We start from the raw sequence: 25862 nt of genomic DNA on the forward strand, positions 1-25862 counted from the left end.
CCTTCAAATTTATTTTAGATTTTTATGATTTATTTCAATTTTCGGTTCACTCGTATGGGTAGTATAGTGTGGCGATGTTTTACTATATTAATAAAGAATGAAATTATGAAATCGAGTATAAAATATATAATTAATGACAAGTTTGAGTTTGACTACACCAATAAGAAAATCACATACATACTTAATGGAGATAAACGTAAAGTCTTAACGCCAGCTGCGAATATTCTTTTATTTTTAATAAAAAACAAGGTAGATGGAGATAATGAAGTTATTTCACAAGATGAGCTATTTAGTGCAGGTTGGGGTGAAAAAAAGAAGTTTGTGACAATCAATACGTTTTATCAAAACATTTTGTTGTTACGAAAAGCATTTAGTGAACTGGAAAATAATTTTGAGATAATAAAGAATATTCCTAAAAGAGGGTATAGGCTTGTTGATGATATACATATTCTTAACTCGTCGATAAATAATGTAAATAGTAGTAGGTTTAGAAATAAGCACAAAATTGATAGAAAATATGATGGGAAAATAGAAAAAATCCATATTCCTAAAGTGGAAAAAGTAGAGAACCATAAAAAAATTAGCATAAATACTCCTCCGAAATATCCCTCTGGGTATATTAAAAAAAAGAATGTGTGGCTCAGTTTCTCAAGTCGTGAAGTGAAAAGAACAATCATTATGCTAGTTCTAATTGTATTGATGACAACAATTTTTTTTAGCTATATCGATTTTCAAAAAAAAAGTAGTAGCTTATCGAACTATACTCATTGTGGAGAAATTAAAAGTAAAATAATACTCTGTAATAAGCAGATGGATTTAAATGCGAACTTATCTAAATTTCTCTCAGATGAAATTATTTCAAAGTCATTTGATGATTATCAATATATGTATGTGATAAGACGAAATTTCACTAATAAATTGTCAATCATTTATTGCATCAGAGAGTTAGATTCATTTTCGTTAAAAGATAATGAATGTGTTTCGTATTACATCATGGATTGGGCTGGATAATAAAAATGAAAAAAAGTATCTTGAAAGCTGTTGTTTATACATTAGCAATTATTTTTTCTTCTATTGCGGTATACCAGGTTAATAAGTCAGATGACATTATTTGTCGTTCATCATTTAGGACTATTTCTATTGAAGACAATGTGAAACTTTCTTTGAGCATTTCTTATACCTTAGGCGATCATGAAGGGTGGGTGAATTTAAAGGGTAAGTTTAGCCAAAATGGTATTGAGAGTGAGGTAGCAAGAAAGGTTTATATCGATATTATAAAGATCGGCGATAGCCTTAAAATCAAATCCAAGAAAAATATTCTATTGAATTCGGATAATACAGATTCTTCGGAGTTAGAAAAATATTTATCTCAGTCTTATTTGAACCCTAACCTAGATATGGATATCTTTCTCTATCCTCAGAAGAGTGGTGGGTATATCTTTTTCACCAATGATATGTATGCTTTTTATTGCAAATGATTAAATATGAGCGTGATAGATAATCTGTCCAATAAAGAGATTATCTATCACTACCTCTTTAATCCTGTGTATGTAGTCGTTTAACGATCATGACAAGGTCGTTGAGGAATGTCTCAATATCCATGTCAAGTTTGCTAATAATTAAAAATAATCTCGGTAATGTGATATTGCTGATCCCTACCTCATACCGTGAAAACTGTTGCTGACTGACACCAACACGGCTAGCGATTTGGCTTCCAGTCAAACCCAGTTCTTTTCTTTTTTTTCTTATATAGTGCCCGATTAAATTGTTTATTTGAGCTTCATTCTCTCCGGCAAAGTAAAAGCTAATATCTTGAATGGGTAATTTATAGGCTTGCGTGCTTTCAAAGGAAAGGTGTTCACTCATCATATGTCCTCTTACGTGATGGAATTATAATTGTTGTATTTCCATCGAGGGGTGTAAACCAAATTAAAAATCAAATAGTTTTTAGTCTTTTAATCTAGGTTTTTTATGTGGTTAGGGGGTTTCTTTATTAAAAAATTAAGTTTTTATATTTCCTTAATTAAAAGCAAAATGAGTATTTTGAATGAGAAATAGCCTTAGATAATAACGAAAACCAATCTCATTTGCATTATTGTCTGTCGTTAGCGATATCACAATAATTTGTACAATATGATGTTTTTTAAACCGTGGATCTCCTCGCTAGAATATCGATAAAAAATAATCAGAAAATAATAAATCTTTGAGAGTGTTATTTTTGGATAATCATTTGAATATAGACAGTTATATATTATAAATCTCTTTTTTATGTATTTAATTATATAACGAATAGGTGAAATAAACCGCGAATGAAGCGGCATAAACACATTGATGATGTTGATTATCAATGTGTTTATTGATGTAAGACAATCTCTCAAATTCCCCGATTGATATTATTAACTCAATCAAAAATTCTAATTACCTCTAATTATGTGGCTGGTGGTTTTATCGCTAATGGCACACAAACTACATTTTTTAATTCCATTGTTTTAACGAAAAAAATTTTAGCGAAAAAACTTCTTATTATTTTAAGCAATTGCAATTTAAGTGAGCGAGTTATATATGGCCAATATAAAAGAGAAAGCTGCTGTTTTTGCTCCTCTTAGCCGTCGCGGCTTTGTGAAAGCGGGCGCCGTGACAGGTTTAGCCGCCGCAGCGGGAGGATTTTCTCTTCCGTTTAGCGCTTCAGCGGAAACAGAGCAAAAAACATCGACACCATCAGGGAATGAAAAAGTTGTTTGGAGTGCGTGTACAGTTAACTGTGGAAGCCGTTGCCCACTGCGTATGCATGTTGTAGATGGCGAAATCAAATACGTCGAAACCGATAATACGGGTAATGACGTGTATGAAGAACTGCATCAAGTCCGTGCATGTTTACGTGGCCGCTCTATGCGCCGCCGCGTCTATAACCCAGACCGTCTGCGCTACCCAATGATGCGTGTAGGCAAACGCGGTGAAGGTAAATTTAAGCGCATTAGTTGGGAAGAAGCTTTCGACGCTATTGCCGACAACATGAAGCGCTTAATTAAAGATTATGGTAATGAGTCCATCTACCTGAACTATGGTACAGGTACCCTTGGCGGCACTATGACAAAATCATGGCCACCGGGTGCGACTTTAATTGCGCGTCTCATGAACTGCTGTGGTGGTTATTTAAATCATTATGGCGACTACAGTACCGCACAAATTGCGGCAGGCCTGAATTACACCTTTGGTGGCTGGGCAGACGGTAATAGCCCATCAGATATCGAAAACGCTAAATTAGTCGTGATGTTTGGTAACAACCCTGGCGAAACGCGTATGAGCGGCGGTGGGGTCACTTACTATGTTGAACAAGCTCGCGAAAAATCTAACGCAAAAATGATCATCATCGATCCACGCTACACCGATACAGGTGCAGGACGTGAAGATGAATGGATCCCAATTCGTCCGGGTACTGATGCGGCGCTGGTTAACGCCATTGCGTATGTGATGATCAAAGAAGACTTAGTGGATAAGCCATTCTTAGATAAATATTGCGTGGGTTATGATGAAACCACCATGCCAGCTGGCGCACCAAAAAATGCGCACTACAAAGCTTATATCCTGGGTGATGGTCCTGACGGCCAAGCGAAAACCCCTGAATGGGCGGCATCCATCACCGGTATTCCGGCGGCTCGCATTGTGAAATTAGCCCGTGAAATCGGTACTGCAAAACCGGCGTATATTGTGCAAGGTTGGGGCCCTCAGCGTCGTTCGAATGGTGAGTTGACCTCTCGCGCTATCTCAATGCTGGCGATTTTAACCGGTAACATCGGTATTCATGGCGGTAACACGGGGGCTCGTGAAGGCTCTTACAGCATTCCATTCGTGCGTATGCCGACTTTGACTAACCCAGTGCAAACCAGCATTTCCATGTTTATGTGGACTGACGCCATCCTGCGTGGTCCTGAAATGACGGCTACCCGTGATGGTGTCCGTGGTAAAGACAAATTGGATGTACCGATTAAAATGGTATGGAACTACGCAGGTAACTGTTTAGTTAATCAACATTCAGAAATCAACCGTACCCACGATATCCTGCAAGACGAATCGAAGTGCGAAATGATTGTGGTGATTGATAACCACATGACCGCCTCGGCAAAATATGCCGATATCTTACTGCCAGACTGCACTGCATCTGAGCAAATGGATTTCTGTATGGATGCTTCTGCGGGGAATATGTCTTACGTTATTTTTGCTGACCAAGCTATCAAACCGCGTTTTGAAAGCCGCAATATCTATGAAATGACCAGCGAAATTGCCAAACGTATGGGGGTCGGTGAGCAGTTCACTGAAAATCGTACCCAAGAAGAGTGGCTGCGCCATTTATACGAACAATCTCGCGCTGCATTACCTGAGTTGCCAACGTTTGAAGAGTTCCGTGAGCAAGGTATCTTCAAAAAACGTGACCCTAAAGGTCACCATGTGGCTTATCAAAGTTTCCGTGAAGACCCGATTGCGAATCCATTAACCACGCCATCAGGCAAGATCGAGATCTATTCCGAGCAATTAGCTGAGCTGCAAAATTCATGGGAGCTGGAAGAAGGGGATGTGATCCATCCATTGCCAGTCTATTCCGTTGGGTTTGAGCAGTATGGCGATCCATTAATGGAGAAATTCCCATTACAGTTGACGGGCTTCCACTATAAATCACGTACCCACTCAACGTATGGCAACGTGGATGTATTGAAAGCGGCTTGTCCTCAAGAGTTATGGATCAACCCACAAGATGCGGCGAAACGCTCTCTGAAACATGGGGATTTAGTCCGTGTATACAATGACCGAGGCGAAGTGCGTGTCAAAGTCAAAGTCACCCCACGAATTTTACCGGGTGTGGTTGGTTTGGGTGAGGGTGCATGGTATGACCCTGATGGTAACCGCATTGACCATGCGGGCAGCATTAATGTGCTGACCACGCAGCGTCCATCGCCATTGGCGAAAGGGAACCCATCACACTCTAATCTTGTTGAAGTTGTGAAAGCTTAAGGATGCCAGATATGTCAACGCAATATGGTTTTTATATCGATTCAAGTCGTTGCACTGGCTGCAAAACCTGTGAGTTAGCCTGCAAAGACTTTAAAAATTTATCTCCAGAAGTGAATTTCCGCCGTATTTATGAATACGCGGGGGGTGATTGGACTGAGCAAGATGGCGTTTATGGGCAGAATGTTTTCGCCTATTACCTGTCTATTTCGTGTAACCACTGTGATGACCCAGCATGTGCCAAAGTGTGTCCAAGTGGTGCGATGCACAAACGCGAAGATGGGTTTGTGGTGGTGGATGAAGAAGTCTGTATTGGTTGCCGCTATTGCAGCATGGCATGCCCTTACGGTGCGCCTCAGTTTGACCAAGTCAAAGGTCATATGACCAAGTGCGATGGTTGCTATGAGCGTGTTGCAGAAGGCAAAAAACCAATCTGTGTGGAATCTTGCCCATTACGCGCATTGGATATGGCGCCGATAGAAGAGCTACGCGCCAAATATGGTGATTTAGCGGAAATCGCACCATTACCATCGGCTGAATATACTCATCCAAATATCGTTTTAAAATTGAATGCCAATAGCAAACCTGTCGGTGATACCACGGGTCATCTGGCTAACCCGGAGGAAGTTTAATATGGGCGCGGGAATTCATGAATGGCCATTGATGTTTTTCACGGTTATTGGTCAAAGTGTTGCGGGTGCATTTATTGTGATGGCAGCGGTTTTGTTAAGTGGGAAACTATCCCCTGAACTTAACCGCAAAGTGCATTACAGCATGTTCGGTCTGTGGGGGTTAATGGGAATTGGTTTCTTATTATCCACGATGCACATGGGTACCCCATTGCGTGCATTTAATGCCTTCAACCGCTTAGGGGCTTCTTCACTGAGTAATGAAATTGCCAGTGGTGCAATCTTCTTTGCCTTTGGTGGCTTATATTGGTTGTTGGCAGTGTTAAATAAAATGCCGGCTACGCTAGGTAAATTATGGTTAGTGGTGGTGGCTGTTCTGGCGGCTATCTTTGTGGTGGCAACTTCCCGTGTGTACCAAATCCCAACGGTACCAACATGGAATAACAGCTACACCATGATCAACTTCGTGCTAACGGCATTCTTGGGTGGGCCTATCTTAGCCGCGCTGTTATTGCGTGTGGCTGGGTTTGACCTGCAATGTATCCGTCGTCTCCCGGCATTGAGTGCGATAGCATTATTAGTGAGTGCAGCTGCGGCAATTTCCCAAGGGTTTGACTTGGCGAGCATTGAAACCGCAGTACAAAAAGCAACGGATTTAGTGCCTGATTACGGCTTCTTAATGGATATTAAGATTGTTGCCGTAGCGATGGGGCTGGGTTGCTGGGTCATGCCGTTAATCGCGAAACGTAATCCATCCGTTATTAACTTGGGCATCGGTACCCTGTTAGTGTTGGCGGGCGAGATTGTTGGACGAGGTGTGTTCTATGGTCTGCATATGACCGTGGGCATGGCCGTTAACTAATCATCACTACAAAGGCTTAGCAACCTTCTGCTAAGCCTTTCGTTCCCAAGAATTATTATCAATAATAAGCAAAACAACAAATAACACATGAACAGTGGATTACACACCATGAACGAACTCGCTTTAAATGATGTTTCTGTGACAGCTCGGATCCTTGGTGCGGCATTCTATTATTCCCCTGACCAAGTGCCCGACATTATCGAATTATTGGTATCCGGTGAGTGGGTAGCAGACTGGCATTATGGCTCTGAAGAGCAAAAACAAGGGATCGCCGCAGAGATGGCGACAATGCAACGTGATGATGAAACCCTTGATGAAGCCTACCAACGCCTCTTTATTGGCCCTTATGCGCTTCCTTCTCCACCGTGGGGTTCAGTCTGGCTTGATAAAGAAAATGTGCTGTTTGGCGAGTCTACTTTGCAACTTCGTGAGTGGATGCAAGTCAACCAAATTGATATTCACTTAACGCAAAATGAACCCGAAGACCATTTTGGTTTATTGATGATGATGGTGGCTTGGGTAGCGGAACATCAACCTGAAAATCTTTCTGAATTATTAGGGAAACATATTTTGCCATGGGGCTTGCTGTATTTAGACAAAATGCAGGAAAAAGGCGATTCTCCATTTTATGTGGGGCTGAGTAAGCTGGCGCATTTAACGCTGGTGGCTTGGCAGGATTCGATGAATATTGAAGCGGATAAAAAACTGATTTTTTATCGCTGATTAATAAATTGGCGATCTTGGGGATCGCCAATTTATTCTAAAGTTTGATCGGCTGTTTTTGTTGGCTCCAAACACGATAAGCAAAAGCAGCGCCCACTAACACTAAGTAAATAATTGGCTCAGGCGTTAGAGTTTTTAATGACAAAGCATAGTGGCAAAGCGCGAGTAATAGCGTTGGGTAAAGCAGCATGTGAATTCTTTTCCACCATACGCCTAGGCTGATTCGTATGCGGTTGAATGAACTCACCGCCATCAAAAATAAGCATAGCCAAGCCGTGGCGCCAATCACTAAGTAGACCCGCGAAAAAACCTCCTCGAAAAAGAGTGATAAATTATTGACGCCAATCTCCAGTAATAAATAGCTACTCAAGTGCAGTACAGCCCAGAAAAAACACCATAATCCCAGTAATTTTCGTGTCTGAAACAACGTGGTAAATCGCAATAATTTAGCAATAACGGGGATCAATGCGATAACGACGAGCAAGCGCAAAGTGGCTATTCCCGTAAAATGTTGGATGTCTTTAGCGGGATCAGCGCCAAGTCGCTGAGTATCAATTAAAAAAACCAGCCATACCAAAGGAAGCAGAGCAATAAGATGAAAGCCTCCTTTGGTTAATCTCACTAATAGCCTGTTTTCTTGGGGCATTAAAAGTATCTCCGTAAGTCCATCCCCTGATACAAGTTTGCGACTTGGTCACCATATCCATTAAACAGCAAAGTAGGCTGTCGGGTCACTTGACCTAAACCCCCTGCGCCAATAAAACGCTCGGTCGCTTGTGACCAACGAGGATGATCAACTTGCGGGTTCACATTGGCAAAAAAACCATATTCACTGGGCGCGGATAGGTTCCATGTGGTGTCTGGCATCTGCTCAGTTAGGCGAATTTTGACGATAGACTTAATTCCTTTAAAGCCATATTTCCAAGGAACAACCAAGCGGATCGGGGCGCCATTTTGATTGGGTAATGTTTTTCCATATACGCCAGTGGCAAGTAAGGTTAGCGGATTCATGGCCTCATCCAAACGCAGTCCTTCAACATAGGGATAGGGCAAGCCACCACCGATATAACGGCTTTTTTGTCCCGGCATTTGTTCGGGAGCATAACGAGTTTCAAAGGCGACATATTTGGCTTTGCTGGTGGGTTCCACCAATGCCAATAATTTGGCTAGCGGAAAACCGACCCAAGGAATAACCATCGACCAAGCTTCGACGCAGCGCATACGATAAATACGCTCCTCTAGGGGAAACTTGGCGTTGATATCATCTAAATTCAGGGTCAAAGGACGATTCACTTCCCCATCGATGGTGACCGTCCATTCGTCGGTAATGAGGGTATGCGCGTTTTCAGCTGGGTCTGATTTTCCTAGCCCAAACTCATAAAAGTTATTATAGCCAGTCACTTTATCTTCGGGCGTCAGGGTTAACGATGGCTGAAATTCTTCAGGTTGAATAAATGTGAGGGCTTTTCTTGGCGTCACGGGCGTCTCTGGTGCATCGTCACTTAGCCAAGAAAATAAGCCCGCATTTGCTGTCGCTGCAACGGTTAAACCTGCCGCTCCCACACCTAAGGCTTTGAGTAGCTGCCGGCGCTTCATAAAGAAAATGGATTCATCCGTGATTTGAGAATCGGGGATTTTAGGTAACTTTTTCATTGTGCGCTCCATAGCAAAAAGAAGAATGAAATCAGTTATACCGAATGCGTGATAAAAGTGGCTGACAGTAAGATGACAAATTTGTCATCTTACTTAATTGTAGAAAATTTTAGATTGTAGGAAACGTTAGCGTAATGGTGCTGGTACCTGCTTCGTGTTCAAAACTAACCGAACCGCCATGCAGTTCAACAATCGCTTTGACAATTGCCAGCCCCAACCCAGTTCCCTCCGTGGTTCTGGCATTATCTCCGCGCCAAAAACGGGTGAAAATTTCCTCGCTATTTTGTAGGGGGTTCCCTTGGTTAGTGATGCGGATTTCTCGTTGCTGGGGAAGCTCAATGATTTGGGTGACCACGCGAGTATTTGGGTGAGAGTATTTAATCGCATTAGCGATAACATTCATGAATACACGGCTGAGTAATACCGGATCAGCATCAAGTGTGAGGGTTGAAGACTCACAATAAAGCGTAATCTGCTTCTCTTCTGCATAAGCCGAAAATAGTTCATAAACCTCATTCACTAATCCCGAGATTGAGAGATTTTCTCGATTTAACGTAATGTTTTTATTTTCAGCACGAGCAATAAATAATGTGCTTTGGATCATCTGTGCCAGCTTATCGAGCTCTTCAATATTGCTAATGATGACTTCTTCATATTCGCTCACATTGCGGGAACGCTGGAGCGTAATTTCATTTTGCACTCGAATGGCATTAATGGGCGTTCTTAGCTCATGCGCTAAGTCATCGGCGAACTGGGTTAGTTTAACAAAGTCATGTTTTAGCCGTTGGCGCATGGTATTCATTGATTCGCCCAGCTCTTTTAACTCTTGTGGAAGCTGATCAATATCGATCGGATCATTCAGTGCATGAACGTCTGTTTTGATCGTGATCTGGCTCAGTGATTGAATATCGGAGAGCCCTTTTTTCAGTAACCATAAACTCAGTAATCCCATCAACAATATTGAGAGAGCAGACACCAGCATGCTTTGGGTTAAATATTGGGTTAATACCCCGCTGCGGTCGACGGAAACTTTACCGAGTACCACATGGAGCTGCCCTAATGGTGAGTTCATGGCGAAATAGACCGCGGAGATAGGAATGCTTTGTGCGGTTTGCCAATGGTTGATTGCATGGATATTGAGCTGCTCAAGGTTCACTAACCGCAGCGGTTGGGTATCCAGAAGTTCGCTGTTAGTCGCGACGAGTATGTGCCCACTCGCATCAGAAATTTGGATCAAATCTTGGCGCATGTCCATCATGCTTTGGAAATACATCGGCAGCGTTTTGATATCAATGCCACCCGAAATTAACTTAGCGAGTTGCTCTGCGCGATTTACTAGCAAATTATTATCTTGTTCGGACAGCTCATTCTTCAGTGAGTGATACAAAACCCATGTCACGATGCCAGCATTAGCGACCATCAGAATGATAAACAGGGAAATAAGTTTAAAGCGTAGCGACTTTTTTTTCATTCTATTGGCCTATTTAAGCGGTATCCCATCCCTCGAATGGTTTCGATAAGCTTAACTTCAAACTCATCATCAATTTTCTTTCTCAATCGACGGATGGCGACATCGATGATATTGGTATCACTGTCAAAATCGATGCCCCAAACTTCGCTGGCAATTAAGGTTCTAGGTAAAATTTCATCGCTATGCAGCACGAAAAACAGCAACAGAGAAAATTCTTGGCGGGTTAAGATGATTTTCTTTCCTCCGCGCTCAACATCATGACGGGTCAGATCTATCTTTAAATCCGCAATTGTCATGGTTGTCGAGGTTGGCTGATTCACTTTGAGTTGGTTTTTAACGCGTGCTAATAATTCAGAAAATGAAAATGGCTTCACAAGGTAGTCATTGGCACCGAGCTCTAAGCCTTTAATACGATCATCTACGGCATCCCGTGCGGTGAGGCAAATAACGGGAATGCTTTTGGCGGTGCGTAAGATTTTTAAAATATCCCAGCCACTCATACCCGGCAGCATGATATCGAGAATTACCAATTGATAATTGTTTTCTAAAGCAAAGTAGAGACCATCACGACCATCATTCGCCACATCCACTAGAAAACCCGCTTCTTCTAAGCCATTTTTAACCCAGCCTTGGGTTTTAAGGTGATCTTCAATTAATAGTATTCTCATGGAAACCCAGCAATCGTTTTATTTGACTTAATTCATCTTAAAGAAACTTTTACTGTAAAGAAACAGTCTGGGGTTTAGCAATAAAAATGAGGCAAATGAAGATATTTCAGAGGAGAGAAACACGGGGTACTCATTGATTGCAGGCTCAACAAGCCCCGTGCTGGGGTAAAACTTAGTTCTCGCTATGTGGCTGATAACCGTAACGAATCGTCTCGACATCGTCGAGTTGAATTTGAGTCACAGTTGGTTGCGTAGTGGCAATCACGCGACCATCACGGATGGAATAGCGTACTGGCACTTGGCGGCGTACTGCATCAAAACCGTTTTCAGCAGGCAGGATCAGCAGGCTTGCGCGTTTCCCTTCATTGATACCGTAGTTTTGCAAATTCAACGTTTTCGCGCTGTGCTCAGTGATAAGCTTAAGGCCATCATTAATCTGACCATAGCCCATCAGTTGGCAAACATGCAGACCCATATGCAGCACTTGCAGCATATTGGCGGTGCCCAGTGGATACCACGGGTCGAACACATCGTCGTGACCGAAGCAGACATTGATGTTTGCTGCGAGCATCTCTTTCACGCGGGTTATTCCGCGGCGCTTTGGATAGGTATCGAAACGACCTTGTAAGTGAATGTTCACTAACGGGTTGGCGACGAAGTTAATCCCTGACATTTTCAGCAGACGGAATAAACGTGAAGCATAAGCACCGTTGTAAGAATGCATCGCCGTGGTATGGCTGGCGGTAACGCGTGCGCCCATATTTTCACGATGAGCAAGGGCGGCAACGGTTTCGACAAAGCGTGACTGTTCATCATCAATTTCATCACAGTGAACATCGATTAAACGGTCATATTTTTGTGCCAATGCAAAAGTTTTGTGCAGTGATTCCACACCATATTCACGGGTAAATTCAAAGTGCGGGATGGCCCCGACCACATCCGCCCCTAAACGTAGCGCTTCTTCTAATAGCTCTTCGCCGTTTGGATAGGACATGATCCCCTCTTGCGGGAAAGCAACGATCTGCATATCCACCCAAGGCGCCACTTCTTTTTTCACTTCCAGCATCGCTTTCAGTGCCGTTAAAGTGGCATCGGAAACGTCAACGTGGGTACGAACATGTTGGATACCGTTAGCAATCTGCCATTTTAGAGTTTGCCATGCGCGCTGTTTCACATCGTCATGGGTTAGCATTGCTTTGCGTTCGGCCCAGCGTTCAATCCCTTCAAACAGGGTGCCAGACTGGTTCCAATTTGGCTGCCCAGCGGTTTGGGTTGTATCCAAATGGATATGTGGCTCAACAAACGGTGGAATGGCTAAGCCACCTTCACCATCAAGGCTGTTAGGGAGTACTTCACCTGCGGGCTGCGGAACGATAGCTTTAATTTGTTGATTTTCAATATCGATTCGCCACAGGCCTTCACGCTCAGGCAAACGGACATTGTGGATATGTTGAATATGTTGATTAAGCACGGGTCATCTCCGAATTAGTGGCGCGTACGCGATTCAATAGTGGATTCAGGATGGCGTAGCAGATAGCGCCGCCAAGCACTGCGTTAACTGGGACAATTCCCGGTAGCCAATGTCCTGCGGCAACACCCGCAGCCACGGCTATCAACGCACTGATATTCACATCGCGCATTTTGCTCATGTCAAAAGTGGCATAGCGATGACGATACATTAAGTAATCCGCGATGATAATGCCACCAATCGGTGGAATGGCTGCGGATAAGAAGGTCAGCCAGCTAACAAAGTTGTTGTACAGCCACAGTGCGCAGAGTGTGCCCACTAAGCCGTTGATAATGGATAACGTCTTGCTGGATAAGCCCGTAATGTTGGCGAACCCTAAGCCAGATGCGTATAGCGCGTTGTCGTTGGTTGTCCAAATGTTCAAACCAAGCACGATAATTGCGGGTAAGAGTAATCCTTGCGCGATCATCACGTCGGAGATATCCGCCATGCCTAAGGAAGCTGCGCCCGCCGCACCGAAGATAAACATCAGTGAGTTGCCCAAGAAGAACGCCACAATCGCCACCAGTACCGCGATTTTCGGCTTACGCCCGAAGCGTACGAAGTCAGCGGTTAACGTTCCCGCACTGACAAATGAGCCGACCACCATCGCCAGTGCGAGGTTGAAATCGATAGGTTGTGCAGGTTTCACCATTTGCAATGCGCTTAAACCACCGGCATCAGTGACAGCAAGATACACGGAGTAGCTTCCTAAGATGGCGATGGCAGGAACAGCAACAATAGATAGCACAGTTAACGCGGAGATACCGAAGAACACAGTAACGGTCATCAATATACCGGAGATACCAATCAGTAAGTTGATATCCCAGCCTGTCGCTTTACCGACGGGAATGGCGAACATGGCAACGCCGACACCGAACCAGCCGACCTGTGTACCGCCAAGTAAGAAAGAAGGGAGCCAAGAGCCGCGAATACCGAAAGAATAACGAGCAAGAAGGTGGGTTGTTAAGCCTGTTTTAGAACCGATAAAACCAAGGAAGGCGGTGTAGACACCAAGAATAAGATTACCAATGAGAACTGCGAGGAAGAAATCGTTGAAACTAAGACCGGTACCGAGAGCGCCTCCGGTCCACATGCTGGCGGAAAAGAACGTTAAACCCAGCATTACAAAGGTTAATGCGAGTCCGCCTTTTCTTGCGGATATGGGTACTGGCTCATGACTATAATTTTTATCACCGGACACAATTGCCTCCTGTAGCTTTCCTCTGGCCAAAAAAATCTGACGAATTCTATAGCCGTAAAAATAAAAAGCAAACGGTTTCGCACATGCTTAAAAAGAATTAATGAATTGTGTTTTTGCTCATTTTTTATTCTAGTCTGTCGCGTCACTGGAAAGGGCGTGAGACGGTAAAAGGTCTGATGGGGTGAGATAAAATCACGATGAAAACCAGCGGTCAAAACAGCTAATGATACAAACGAAAAACGTGAAATTAAGATAAAAGACTTCCGAATGTGTGGGTATCGATGGTTCGTTTTTTTTATTTATATTTATTCAATAAAATATAATGTTAAAACAATTTTTAATATTTTATTTATTATTACGCATTTAAATTGTTGGTTGGGATTTATTACTCATTTTTTTGAGTAAAACATGATTTCAATCTAAATGATAATCTATATTTATAAATCTAATTATTTATTGAATTTAATATTTAATCATTTAATAAGTAAAGAGTAAAAAAAGAGTTTCAATATTGCCAAAATGATAACAACGTTAATTTTATAGTCATTTCGACGGAATTTAATGTTTCTTGATGGTTGATCATGATTATGTTTTTAAAGGATATTTTTTAATTTTGAATGATTTTTTTATAGTAAACATCGCGCTGATCACAAAATGGCGGTTAATTTCCAGATAGGGAATTAAAATTGATATCCCTCAATTAAATAAAACAATTAAAGTTCACAATGAATTACCAATTAAAAAATTCATTCTTTTCTTTATTTGTTCTATCTATTTCTCCAGGGAATAAAAGAGGTCAGTCATGATAATACAAATTATCGCGGCATTAGTTATCGTTGCTACAATTTATCTTTTAATTAAAAAATATGAAACTCGGATGGTATTAATTGCTGCGGGGCTAGTACTTTGTATTATTAGCCTCGTGCCAATGGATGCCTTAAATGCATTTAGCGAGCGCATGGTTTCGGCTCCGCTGATCCAAGCCATTTGTTCCAGTATGGGTTTTGCCTATGTGATGAAATACACCAAGTGCGATAAACACTTAGTACTGGTGTTATCTCGTGTTCTGACTCGACTGGGTTTTTTCCTGATCCCCGCGGCAGTCGTACTGACTTTCTTTATTAATATCGCGATCCCTTCCGCGGCTGGGTGTGCTGCTGCGGTGGGTGCGACATTGATTCCGTTACTGATTGCTGCGCGTATTCACCCAGCTATTGCTGGTGGTGCCGTGCTGTGCGGTACGATAGGTTCTATGCTGAGTCCTGGGTTGTCACATAACCCATTTGTGGCGCAGATGTCGAACATGAGCATTGTTGACTTAATTGCTCGCCACGGGCCATACAGCTTAGCCGTTGGGGGCATTGCCGCCGTTTCCTTAGCGGTAGTGGCTTTAGTGAAAAAAGAGTACAACATGAAAGCGGTTGTTGAAGTGAATGGCACCGCAGGCACAGAACAAAACGCAGCGGCAGAGCAACCAAATTATCTTTACGCGACAGCGCCATTTATTCCATTGATTCTATTAATTTTGCCATTTATGGATGCACTGAAAGCGTATCAAATCAGTGTGCCAGCAGCGATGGTCATCGGGGCAATTTATGCGTTAGTTATCACGCGTACTAACCCTTCAACCATCACTAAAGAGTTTTTTAAAGGAATGGGGAATGCTTATGGGGATGTTCTTGGGATCATCATCGCTGCTGCCGTTTTCTCTGCGGGTCTCAAAGCATCTGGCTTAATTGATTCCTTTATTGGTTTTCTGATCCACTCTCCTGAATTTGCACGTTGGGGAGGGACATTGGGCCCATTCTTAATGGGAATTATCACGGGTTCAGGTGATGCAGCCGCGTTTGCTTTCAACGAAACGGTAACACCATTTGCCCAGCAATTTGGTTATGAAATTCCTGATTTGGGGATGGCTTCTGCAATTTCAGGCGCATTGGGTAGAACCATGTCACCGTTAGCAGGTGCAGCTATCGTCTGTGCAGGTTTAGCCAATGTGAACCCGATGGAAATTGTGAAGCGTACTGCGCCCGGCATGATTGTTGGGGTGATCTTCATTGCGCTCATCATGCTTTAATTTTAAGGAGATAACATGTCAAACATTACATTAGAACAACTGACTCAATGGCGTCGTGAATTTCATCAATACCCGGAAATTGGTTGGTCTGAGTTTTTAACCACAGCAAAAATCGTTGAAGAACTGCGTCGTTTAAATTTGGACGTCAAAGTGGGCCCGCAAGTGATCAACCCTGAATATGCCTTTGGACGCCAACAAAAAGTGGTTGATAAAGGTTTAGCGGTGGCGAGAAAGCACCAAGTTGATGAAAACCTGCTGGCTGAAATGCAGGAGCTGACAGGGTGTGTTGCCATTTTCGATAGCGGCAAAGCGGGACCGACAATCGCACTACGTTTTGACATTGACTGTGTCGGCGTGACAGAAAGTACCGATGAGACCCATCGGCCAAAAAATGATAATTTTAGTTCTTGTCATCCTGGCGAAATGCACGCGTGTGGCCATGATGGACATATCGCGATTGGTTTAGCGGTTGCGCATTGGTTAGTGGCAAATAAAGAGAGCTTATCTGGCAAAGTAAAACTGTTATTCCAACCTGCGGAAGAAGGCGTTCGCGGTGCGAGAGCGATGGCAGAAAGTGGCATTGTGGATGATGTGGATTATTTTTTAGGGGCGCACTTAGGATTCATTGCCAATAGCGGTGAAATTGTGATTAACCCAACTCATTTCCTCTGCACAACAAAACTGGATTTTCGCTTCAAAGGTGCACCATCCCACGCGGGAGCGGAGCCTGAATTGGGACGCAATGCGCTAGCCGGCGCTTGTCATGCCACAACGCAAATGTTGGGAATTTCAAGACACGGTAAAGGAATGTCGCGCATTAACGTTGGGGTACTGAATGCCGGTGAAGGGCGAAACGTAACGCCATCCTATGCGCAAATGCAGATAGAAGTCCGTGGCGAGAATGAAGAGATTAACCGCTTTATGAGCGAAAATGCGATTCGCATGGCAGAAGGTTCCGCGCACAGCTTCCAGTTAGAAATGGAAAGTGAAGTGATGGGAGAAGCGGTTGATTTAACCAATGACCAAGAGCTGATTGATACCTTAGCAAGTGTGGTAGGGCAACATGAGGAATTAACGGCAGTGGCGACTCGCCCGTTTGGCGGCAGCGAAGATGCCACTATTTTGGCAAAACGCGTCCAGCGTCATGGGGGGAAATCTCTGTATTTTGTTGTCGGTGCCGACAGAACCGCAGGGCATCACCAAGCTAATTTTGATTTCGATGAAAAACAGATGTTAACAGCCTATCAGCTGTATACCGGATGTTTGGTGTCATTAATGTAATTTTTGGGTAATAGGAAAAAGCCGCTGCGAGAGCATTCTCCCAGCGGCTTTTTATTTCACTAAAGCTTTATTTTGATAATGAATGCAGGGTATCTTTCAATAGATTGGCGGCAATAATGATGTCGTCGAAATCAGTGAATTCATCAGGGTGATGGCTAATCCCATTTTTTGATGGTGTGAAAATCATGGCGGTTGGGAATTTTTGGGCGAGATTCATAGAGTCATGACCCGCACCGCTCAACATGGTCATATAACCGATGTTTTGCTCAAGGCAATGTTGTTCAATACACTGACAAATCTCGTTATTTAATTTCACCGGTGCTTCTGCTGAAATTTCACGAAGTTGAATCGAAACATCGTTGTCTTGTTCAGATTTTCTAATGGAATTTTTCAAGTGAGTGGCAACGCGGGCAATACTTTCTGGCTCAATACCGCGAATATCGACCAAGAAATTCACTTCACCAGGAATCACGTTCATGGAATTTGGATATACATTGAGTTTCCCAATGGTACCGACGGTTCCCCATACCGCTTCACGGCAAGCCGCTCGATTCACATCGCTGATAATGGCGGCGCTGGCCACTAATGCATCGTGACGTTGGTACATTGGGGTTGCGCCAGAGTGATCTGCATGCCCTGTGACCTGAACTTGGAAGCGGGTTGGCGCGGCAATGCCGTTCACAATTCCCACTGATTTTTCTTCAAGTTCAAGGCGCCGACCTTGTTCGATATGCATTTCGATAAAAGCTGAATAATGGTTATCCGCCAATTGGCACTGTTCAATTTCGTGGCTTGGGTAACCAAGACTATCGAGGACATCGAAAAAACTGAGTCCATCATCATCTCGGTTGAGTGCCCACTTTTCACGATCAACTTTTCCAAGTAACACTTTGCTGCCAATACAGGAAAAACCAAATCGGCTGGATTCTTCCGCCCTGAAAATGACGAGCTCAAGGGAACGGGACAATTGCTGTGGTTCAAATTGCATCAGAGCATAAAACCCTGCCACAACACCAAGCGTACCATCATAAGCACCGCCATTAGGAACCGTGTCCAAATGAGAGCCAGTGCCAACAGCAGGTAAATCAGGATTTTTTCCCGGTAATCGGCAGAAAATATTCCCTATTGCATCTTGGCGAACAGTAAACCCAGCTTTTTGCATGGTTTCTATCATGTATTGGTGTGCCAATTGGTCTGTGGGTGTATAAGCCAAACGTGTTACACCTTTATTTTCAGGATAAACAGTAAAGGATGCTAATTTTTCAAATAATAATTTCATTTCATTAGTAGAAAATAATTCCCTAGTCATGAAAACCTCTTTCATAAGTTGTAATCAGATATATTTAAATTTATTGGAATAAGAAGGATTGAAAATAAAAAGCAGAAAAGTATAAAAATTATTATGGGTACCATAATGCAAATAGAAATTGGGTAAGTCAAACAGAAGGATGAAAAAAAGAAGGTTGCATGATATTTATCAAATCACTGATATTAAACGAAAATATAACAAATTTTACGTTTGAGATAGATTCCATTTTTCGAGGGCTAATTTAAAAGATTTTTAAATAAACCTTCGATTTTTTCATTATTTATTGATGATACTTTTGGGTTCTAGAATTTAAATAAGAGATTTATTTTTTATAATCAATTTAGATCGGTAATTTATTTTATTGTTTTCAATCTCTCGTTAATTGTTATTTTTTATATTCAATTGTTAGTGTCTAAATAATGCAAGTAGAGGTGAACATCATTATACAATTGACGTAATTCAGCACTATTTTTCTGCCTACGTAATAGTGCCTGTAGCAGGCGGTGAATTTTTTCAACATCAGTTTGTGGGTGCTGCAAACGTAAAACGAGTCCTTTTAGGGCGCGATTGTGTGATTCAGAGGCAGAAAATTGTTTATAAATTTGCATCAGATTGAGCCAAATAGCGTGGCGGACAGCAAAAAATTGTATTGTTCTATCAAATGGATAATCACTCTTACGCGCCAATATTAACCCGCTAAATAGGCGATGGCTCATCTGTGATGTTGATGGTTTTTGTCCTGAAATAATCTTATGAAGACCCAGCTTAAATTGTTGTTCGCTGAGTAAAATAAGGTTTTGGTAACGTTTCTTCGGATTTGTTGGGTAAATCCAATAAAAAGCTCCCATCGCGACCAATGGTCCACAAATAATGGCGATGGCATTACCGAGGCTTTCTGGAAAACTTAATGTAAAAGGGTAGTTTGGTTGCAGTAAGATCAAAGAGACCATAATGTAATCAAAGGCGATTAAAATCAGTTTTTTGTGGGCGAAAACTAAAATTCCACTGATGATAACGGGCACAATAAATAAGGTCATTTGCCATGATGATGATGCGAATGGCCATAGACACCAAGTACAAATCAACGCGGAAAGTGCCCCGAAAGATTGTCCCGTGAAGATATTTTTCATAAACCTAGCAGGGTAATCAAGGGATGCGAATAATGCGATCATCACGGATAAACCTAGCGTTAAATAGGCGAGAGCTTGCCATTGAGTCGCTAACCAGAGTAAGCCAACGGTGGCAATGGCAACAAACGAGCGAGCAAAAGTTTGCCAAGCGGCAATGCGGTCATGGTGGAGTTTTAGCTTATCTACACGGTGTTGTGCCTTGATGGATAACCCTTTTGACACATAAAACAGCGGGATTAAGAGATTTTTCAATATGCCATTCGGGCACAGAGACAGGATATGTTTCCATTGTGATTCAGTCGGTTGTGTTGCTGGAAATGGAAATGCCGCTACCTCTTTAAATTTATCAAGTTGTAGCAAAATTTGGCTTTGAGCGAGTAGTTGTTGGCGAGCTTTTACGACTTGTTTACGGTGATAACGCCATCCAATACGGTTGGCCTCTAACTGTTCATCATAGGTGGCCATTTGCTGCCATAAAGTGTCAATGTCCTGTTGTTTAATCGACTCTTTTCTATATAAAGAACGATGCAAAATAGTGTAAAACTGCTGATCAATTTGTTGCTTTAACGCGATGATGGATGCTTGTTCACGCTTGGGAGTAAATAAGAAATTAAATAAAACCGCACATAATACACCCACTAAAATAGTCCAAAATCGATCCCATGCTACGGCAAAAATATTGTCGGTGGCATGAACGCTAAGCATGCTTACCATTACCGCTGAGTAACCTGCCAAAAAAGTACCGTAGGCTACAAAGCCTTTTTGTAGCTGTCCAATACCGCTACATGCACCTAACCATCCGGCTAAACCGATCACAAATAATAATGGGCTGGTTAGGTGAATTTGAATGAGTACAATGCCAGCAACGACACCAATAACTGTACCTGCAAACCGCCACCAACTTTTTTCTAACAAGTTTTCACGCCAAGGTTGCGCGGAAGCCCATACAGTCATTGCCGCCCATTGGGGGTGAGTCAGTCCCGCATATTCAGCAATAAATAGCGCAAGAATGGATGCGCAGGCGGTGATCATTGCAAAGCGCAAACGGTCAGAATCAAATCCGAATCGCTGTATTGATGTGATGAGTCGTGGCATGGTTTTTCGCAGATGGGTGAATAAAACAGCATATAGGGTAGTGCTTGTGAGGGAAAAGAGCAAACAGAGGTGGAAAACTTCTATATTGGTAAAATAGAGATCGAAGTAAAATAAAAAGTAAAAGCCTTACAATGAAATAGGCTTTTACTTTTTATACAGGAGCATCATATATAGACTGTTTTAAATCAAAAAATAGTTGAAGTTAAGACTGAATACAAATTACGCACTTTATGCGTAAGATTCAACTGATTCTTGGGATTTATTCTCGTACTTAATATCTTGATTGTCTTGAAATACATCACAAAATATATCACTGATATTAACATCTAATATTTTTGTTACTCTAGCTAAGCAATCAATATCAATACGATTAACACCTCGTTCATAACGGAATAGTTGTTGTTCACTGATATTACATTCTCGTGCTAATTGAAACACAGTATAACCTTGAGATTTTCTTAATGACTTGATTTTTTGTCCGACGGCATAAGCGACAGGAAATTTTCTATTCATAAATATTCTCTATTAAATTATATTGTTGAGATAACAATCAATGTGAATTTTTCAGATTTTATACAAGTGATTTAATATAATCTGTGTATTTTAATTTTTGGTTAAATATATAGTGACCCTCAAGTGCCACTCACTGAATGATATACTATCCTTATAATTATTTTCAATTAGTCCCAAAATGACGCATTAAATATCAGTATGTTCAAGATTATTGATTCTAAATATTTAATGTGAAAATTATTTTTTCATTTTCAATAGGTTAAATTTGAATTCATGCAATGTCATAACAAATGTAAATTTTAGTGTATTGTTTTTGATCAATATAATTGGCTATTAATTTTGTTTAATTGAATATATAAAACCAAAAAAACAGAAAATAAAACATTAACAATATTAAGTTTTTATATTTAAACTCTGTGATTTGGCTTAATGGTTTTTGGTTTTTGGTTTATTTCATAAAGACATCAATCTAGGAAGATCGTTATTTGATCAATTTTTTTATGATTTAGTGAAATATGTAGATTTAAGGCATCTTAATAGAAATCAAAATATTCTTATTTTTGATTTTCTTTTTTTTGTTTCTAAAGTGATAGTTATTTTAGTATCAAAGATTTGGTGGCTTAGTGGGTGTTTTGTATGATGATTAAAGTTAAAACTTAGTATCAATTATTTTAAGTCAAATTGTACTAAATGGTCTGCTACTTTAGTAGTAAAGGATTTCCTATTTTAAACTTTGTAGTTTAAATATTCATTATATGGCTATCAATAAAGTAATAAAATTCATATTGTGACTTATGCATATTTTCAAAAATCTCTAAAATCCCATGATAATTTACTTAGGTATTATTATTTGTTGATTGAATGGTAAGGTCATATGTTGATAAGTCGTAGTCGTTATCATATTCACCTCGAAGAATGCTATGTTTTACAGAAATAGGGTTAATAAATTATTACTTTGCAGGTCGATTTGATTCGATGGCTTAATCTCAAAGTCGACGGTATGATCTGTCCGATAGTAAGCATCGGTGGTTTGTTTTCTCTAAAATATTTGGAAGTGAGCTGCTTTTTTCGTCAGTCACGGTAATGGAAATAGTATTTTCCAAGTTATTGTTCGCGGGGATACTTGGCTGGATACTTCAATATTATTAGAGTGCACCATAGCCGTTGTGGTATCAGGTAAGAAATCTACTTTCACTTCTTGTGGTTGAGCATTCGGCGTCGTAGCTGTAATGATGATATCCCCTGCCGTACTGGTAATCGTGGGGGGTTGCTAGACCATTCGCATCTTTCAGTTGTGTCTTGACTTCAATAGGTGACTTTCTGTTAGCTAATTAAGGCGTTTGTGTATTGGGCATGGGCTTTGTAGCTTGGACCGCTGTCGTATCCGCAACGACAGTGACTTTGATTTCAGGGAAGACTGCATTATGGGCTTTGGGAACCAATATAAATCTTTCAGGTTTAGTGCCTGCCGTTAATGTCGCTTCATATTGCCCGGCCGCTAAGCGGGTAAATGGGCTGATTCTGGTGTATGTTGCGGTAGGAGTGGCTTGTGACCCCTTCGCGAGCATCGCATTCTTTACTTTTTGTGTCGTGACTCGCTCTAGAGTGATCTCTTTGGCTGAGAGGTCAATGACATTACCCGCTTTATCCTTAATGGATAACGACAGTTTTTTGCTATTTTTGCCGTCCGCGATTAAATCAATGTTACTGGATAAAATTGTGCTTTTTAGGGTGTGAATAGCAGGTTGAGTAACCGAAACACGAATAATGGCTTTGGAAGATGTATTCCCTTTTTTGTCGATAGCAATGGCGGTGATGGCGTAATTATTCGCATTTTTGGTATTTTTATATGAAGGCAACACAAGGCTATATTGGCCATTTTCATTGAGAATATGTCCCCCAGCTGCAACCAGCGCTTCAGCATCCCATTTTATGTAACTTAAGCCATATTTACTGGTTACTGTGAAATTTAAAGGGATTTTTTCCCCTGTGTAGCCTGTGACAGAGTCAGTTATGTTTAAATGGATTACATCATTCTTTTTATAATCCAGAATGATATGGTTGTTACGACTGACAAAATCGTAACGATTACCCATGAGTGAGCGAAATGCATTGACGGATTCTGGATCCAAATGTTGCTTCAAGCTTTTGCCAAATTGGTAGTTCAGTTGCAAACCAATCCGCGAATCTTTTTTGCTGGCTTTCCCTTGGCGATGTTCCGCATTGAATGTGATTAATGGAATCGGCGTATAGTTGAGGCCGACATTGATGGAGTATGGGTCGCGTTGTAAATTTTTGGTGCCGAATAGAGCGACATCATCACCATAATATTGTTCGTATGTGAGTTTTCCTCCTATATGCGGATAGATAGGTAGCCAACCCTCTGCACGGAGATCCCATCCACTAGATGGTCTAGCTGAATGGTCGACTAATTCTCGCGCATTGCGCCAGCTGCTAAGACGATGGTAGCTGTTGCCTGACAGTTTTAAGAAGTCACGGCGATATTCGACACCTAATCCTAAACGAGAATGGCCACGGGATATATCGTAGTCAAAGAAGGTATTCCCACCGAACATTTGATTGTCACCATACCAGCGCGCACCAAAGCCGAGGTTGGTTTCTATGCGCTGCTCTTGACGATGAAAACTACCTTGAGTAAAAAATAAACTCTCTTCGTTTTCATAAATAGGCAGCAGTAAATCAATTTGTGAATTTTTTAACGAAAATTTATTGTCTGCAACCAGCTTTATTTGTGAGCTACCGAAATGATTAAACCAATCTTGTAGATAACTGCTTGCTGCTGTTGTGACGAGTTCTTTGGCAAATGCTTTGGTTTTTTCATGATTAGGCTGTGTTGTAAAAAATTGGCCTGCCTTAGTAGCAAATTGTGCCAGCTTGATTTCCTCTTCACTCGGCGCTGTGGGAGGAATATAAACCGGTTTTTCGTTTTCCCACTCTAAAGTTGGTAACGGAGCCATAGGAATTTCCAGTTCATCACCTGCTTTAAGGGCCTCAAAACCGTGTGAAAATGTTCTAAATTGATTAAGCTTACGTAATTGCTCCAAACTTATATTATATTTTTTGGCAATACTCTGAGTTGTTTCACCGGCTTGTAGTGTATATGGTCTAGTTTCTCTTAGAATAAGCGTATTTTTTTTCGGTAATAAAAATGTACGTTGTTGTTGATTTTGTTCTGTAAATGCATTGGCTGCGACAGGTGAAAAAATTGATGCCAAAGGAAAACTAATCTGTATTGCAATATTTATCCACGCGATAGATGCAACATAATAAGGACTAAAATCCTTAGACTTGCGATTCATTAAGGAACTCCGGAAATATAGGGTTAATTAAAAATTTTTGATGAGTATTTTAAAAATCCCTGCCTTACTAACTATCCTTAAGATTCGCGCAATCATTAAAATTAGCAGCCAATACTCAACATATATTTGAATGAAGTATATTTACTTTCATGATGTTTATTTTTGAATAATTTGGAATTTTAATTAATAAAAAAGGAATTCCGATAAATTCTAGTTATTACTGACTTTCTTTTGCATCGATTTATGCATTTAATAAGTTTTCATTAAGTACTAAACTATTTAAATGTTGAGAATGCTAAGATTTTTAAGTCTAATAAATCAAATAGAGTTTACTTTTAAAGATAATCTTGTCGGTGTAGATTGACTTAACGGCGTAACTTGATTACTCATCATCAGTAATTCACCTTTTTTTTCAACTCTCACGCTCAATCCAAAATAGTGACCTTGGGTTAACAGCGATTCCGGTAAATTAATGGAAAAATTAACCGTTCTCGCTGATTTTCTGGTTGTTAGGGTATAGTCATAATGGCTTTTTTCTGAGTAACTGTTTTCGTTTATCGGTGTGAGAGATAAAGTAATTAATGCATCTGCAGGAATGTCATGAGACGAGTTATAGATATCACCTTGAATATTAAATGTATTATTTGTATTATTAATTGGGTTTTTACACGCAAATAAAAATAAACAGCAAGTTAATATAAAAATAGAATGTAAAATATTTTTTGATATAGCAAATTTAGGCATGATTTTTCTTCTATTATATAAATAAGTTATTGAAATGAACGATTAAATACTTTCTGAAAAAAACAGCGAACATATGCATACATGTTTTTTTGTTCGTTACACCTTGATAAAATTGGCATTTCTGACTTTTCACCAGTGTACAAGATTCCAATTCTGGGCAGTGTCATGATGAGGTTTTCATCTAACTCTACTTTTTTAAATGATTGTCGTAATTGCCTGACTAACTTGTAGTAACTGCTTTCAGTTACGATAGTTCCGCGCTTTTCCCAAATTTCATGCATCACTTCTCTCTTGCTATTTGTTTTTAATAACAACAGCTTTAAGAGACAGGATTCATTTTCAGATAAATTCACGGTTCTTTTTCCGCGAGATAGCGTTCTCTTCAGTGGGTCATAAACGACTTGACCACATAAAAGCACCATTGGCTCTATTTGATTGTATTCCATTTTATTCATGATATTTCCCACAGATATAGTTCAACATAAAATTAATTATCAACATCGTGATCATCAGTAAAATCGTGTTCAATATAAAAAACAGTAGGGCAATGAATGGATGAAAAACCAAGACGTTTTTTTAAATTTGAACAATGTGTTTTAGTGATGTAAATTTAAACTACTATCTGTGAGTGTATATATCAATTTCAAATTTATTTTTTTTATATTTTTTAAA

The 25862-nt window shown here is 40.9% G+C and carries 21 protein-coding genes; 8 read left to right on the forward strand and 13 right to left on the reverse strand.

The features are described from left to right. The first annotated feature begins 105 nt into the window (after positions 1 to 105). Both H0913_RS00820 and H0913_RS00825 read left to right on the forward strand, forming a co-directional pair. Positions 106 to 1011, forward strand: coding sequence for a winged helix-turn-helix domain-containing protein (locus H0913_RS00820; RefSeq protein ID WP_181477799.1), 906 nt, complete (start codon positions 106 to 108; stop codon positions 1009 to 1011). A 5-nt stretch (positions 1012 to 1016) separates the two neighbouring features. Continuing rightward, positions 1017 to 1478 (forward strand): hypothetical protein, encoded by a 462-nt coding sequence (locus H0913_RS00825; protein ID WP_181477800.1) that lies wholly within the window; start codon positions 1017 to 1019, stop codon positions 1476 to 1478. Between the two features lie 58 nt (positions 1479 to 1536). On the opposite strand, the gene H0913_RS00830 is transcribed toward H0913_RS00825, so the two are convergent. Beyond that, positions 1537 to 1869, reverse strand: a complete 333-nt coding sequence (locus tag H0913_RS00830) for a helix-turn-helix domain-containing protein (protein ID WP_051422597.1) — start codon at positions 1867 to 1869, stop codon at positions 1537 to 1539. A gap of 693 nt (positions 1870 to 2562) precedes the next feature. Between H0913_RS00830 and dmsA the strand changes: the two genes are divergently transcribed. From dmsA to dmsD, 4 genes are all read left to right on the forward strand, one after another. Next, on the forward strand, positions 2563 to 5007 hold the full coding sequence (dmsA, locus tag H0913_RS00835) for a dimethylsulfoxide reductase subunit A (RefSeq protein ID WP_181477801.1): 2445 nt from the start codon (positions 2563 to 2565) through the stop codon (positions 5005 to 5007). A gap of 11 nt (positions 5008 to 5018) precedes the next feature. Next, positions 5019 to 5636 (forward strand): DMSO/selenate family reductase complex B subunit, encoded by a 618-nt coding sequence (locus H0913_RS00840; RefSeq protein ID WP_036950397.1) that lies wholly within the window; start codon positions 5019 to 5021, stop codon positions 5634 to 5636. 1 nt (position 5637) lies between these two features. Next, positions 5638 to 6495 (forward strand): DmsC/YnfH family molybdoenzyme membrane anchor subunit, encoded by an 858-nt coding sequence (locus tag H0913_RS00845; RefSeq protein WP_181477802.1) that lies wholly within the window; start codon positions 5638 to 5640, stop codon positions 6493 to 6495. 108 nt (positions 6496 to 6603) lie between these two features. Next, positions 6604 to 7218 carry a Tat proofreading chaperone DmsD gene (dmsD, locus tag H0913_RS00850; protein WP_154602181.1) on the forward strand — a complete coding sequence of 205 codons (615 nt, stop codon included), beginning with the start codon at positions 6604 to 6606 and terminating at the stop codon, positions 7216 to 7218. 37 nt (positions 7219 to 7255) lie between these two features. Here the strand turns inward: dmsD and H0913_RS00855 are convergent, their stop codons facing one another. The 6 genes from H0913_RS00855 to codB form a co-directional block, all read right to left on the reverse strand. Beyond that, on the reverse strand, positions 7256 to 7864 hold the full coding sequence (locus H0913_RS00855) for a protein-methionine-sulfoxide reductase heme-binding subunit MsrQ (RefSeq protein WP_154602182.1): 609 nt from the start codon (positions 7862 to 7864) through the stop codon (positions 7256 to 7258). Then, positions 7864 to 8871 (reverse strand): protein-methionine-sulfoxide reductase catalytic subunit MsrP, encoded by a 1008-nt coding sequence (msrP, locus tag H0913_RS00860; protein WP_154602183.1) that lies wholly within the window; start codon positions 8869 to 8871, stop codon positions 7864 to 7866. The genes H0913_RS00855 and msrP overlap by 1 nt, the downstream gene beginning before the upstream one ends. Before the next feature lie 109 nt (positions 8872 to 8980). Continuing rightward, positions 8981 to 10342 (reverse strand): heavy metal sensor histidine kinase, encoded by a 1362-nt coding sequence (locus H0913_RS00865; RefSeq protein WP_181477803.1) that lies wholly within the window; start codon positions 10340 to 10342, stop codon positions 8981 to 8983. Further along, positions 10339 to 11010, reverse strand: coding sequence for a heavy metal response regulator transcription factor (locus H0913_RS00870; protein ID WP_036949891.1), 672 nt, complete (start codon positions 11008 to 11010; stop codon positions 10339 to 10341). Before H0913_RS00870 ends, H0913_RS00865 begins: the two co-directional genes overlap by 4 nt. Before the next feature lie 172 nt (positions 11011 to 11182). Further along, positions 11183 to 12481 (reverse strand): cytosine deaminase, encoded by a 1299-nt coding sequence (locus H0913_RS00875; RefSeq protein ID WP_181477804.1) that lies wholly within the window; start codon positions 12479 to 12481, stop codon positions 11183 to 11185. Next, entirely contained in the window at positions 12474 to 13721 is a 1248-nt protein-coding gene (gene codB, locus H0913_RS00880; protein WP_181477805.1) for a cytosine permease, read from the reverse strand. Before codB ends, H0913_RS00875 begins: the two co-directional genes overlap by 8 nt. 802 nt (positions 13722 to 14523) lie before the next feature. Here codB and dcuC point away from each other — a divergent pair. Together dcuC and H0913_RS00890 are read left to right on the forward strand one after the other, a co-directional pair. Continuing rightward, a complete protein-coding gene (gene dcuC / locus H0913_RS00885; RefSeq protein ID WP_154602186.1) occupies positions 14524 to 15798 on the forward strand; it encodes a C4-dicarboxylate transporter DcuC in 1275 nt (424 codons plus the stop codon). A gap of 15 nt (positions 15799 to 15813) precedes the next feature. Continuing rightward, complete coding sequence (locus H0913_RS00890) at positions 15814 to 17079, forward strand: amidohydrolase (RefSeq protein WP_181477806.1); 1266 nt, start codon at positions 15814 to 15816, stop codon at positions 17077 to 17079. Between the two features lie 67 nt (positions 17080 to 17146). Here the strand turns inward: H0913_RS00890 and H0913_RS00895 are convergent, their stop codons facing one another. From H0913_RS00895 to H0913_RS00920, 6 genes are all read right to left on the reverse strand, one after another. Next, a complete protein-coding gene (locus tag H0913_RS00895; RefSeq protein WP_181477807.1) occupies positions 17147 to 18388 on the reverse strand; it encodes a Zn-dependent hydrolase in 1242 nt (413 codons plus the stop codon). A 398-nt stretch (positions 18389 to 18786) separates the two neighbouring features. Next, complete coding sequence (locus H0913_RS00900; protein ID WP_181477808.1) at positions 18787 to 20613, reverse strand: FUSC family protein; 1827 nt, start codon at positions 20611 to 20613, stop codon at positions 18787 to 18789. A gap of 228 nt (positions 20614 to 20841) precedes the next feature. Next, the gene (locus H0913_RS00905; protein WP_154602190.1) at positions 20842 to 21126 is read right to left on the reverse strand and encodes a helix-turn-helix domain-containing protein; all 285 of its coding nucleotides are present in this window, start codon (positions 21124 to 21126) and stop codon (positions 20842 to 20844) included. Between the two features lie 1331 nt (positions 21127 to 22457). After that, the gene (locus H0913_RS00910) at positions 22458 to 24446 is read right to left on the reverse strand and encodes an inverse autotransporter beta domain-containing protein (protein ID WP_181477809.1); all 1989 of its coding nucleotides are present in this window, start codon (positions 24444 to 24446) and stop codon (positions 22458 to 22460) included. A gap of 318 nt (positions 24447 to 24764) precedes the next feature. Continuing rightward, positions 24765 to 25190, reverse strand: coding sequence for a YbaY family lipoprotein (locus tag H0913_RS00915; RefSeq protein ID WP_154638529.1), 426 nt, complete (start codon positions 25188 to 25190; stop codon positions 24765 to 24767). A gap of 26 nt (positions 25191 to 25216) precedes the next feature. After that, positions 25217 to 25645, reverse strand: a complete 429-nt coding sequence (locus H0913_RS00920) for a winged helix-turn-helix domain-containing protein (RefSeq protein ID WP_181477810.1) — start codon at positions 25643 to 25645, stop codon at positions 25217 to 25219. Between the last annotated feature and the right edge of the window lie 217 nt (positions 25646 to 25862).

The sequence above is a fragment of the Providencia rettgeri genome, assembly GCF_013702265.1.
Lineage (GTDB): Bacteria > Pseudomonadota > Gammaproteobacteria > Enterobacterales > Enterobacteriaceae > Providencia > Providencia zhijiangensis.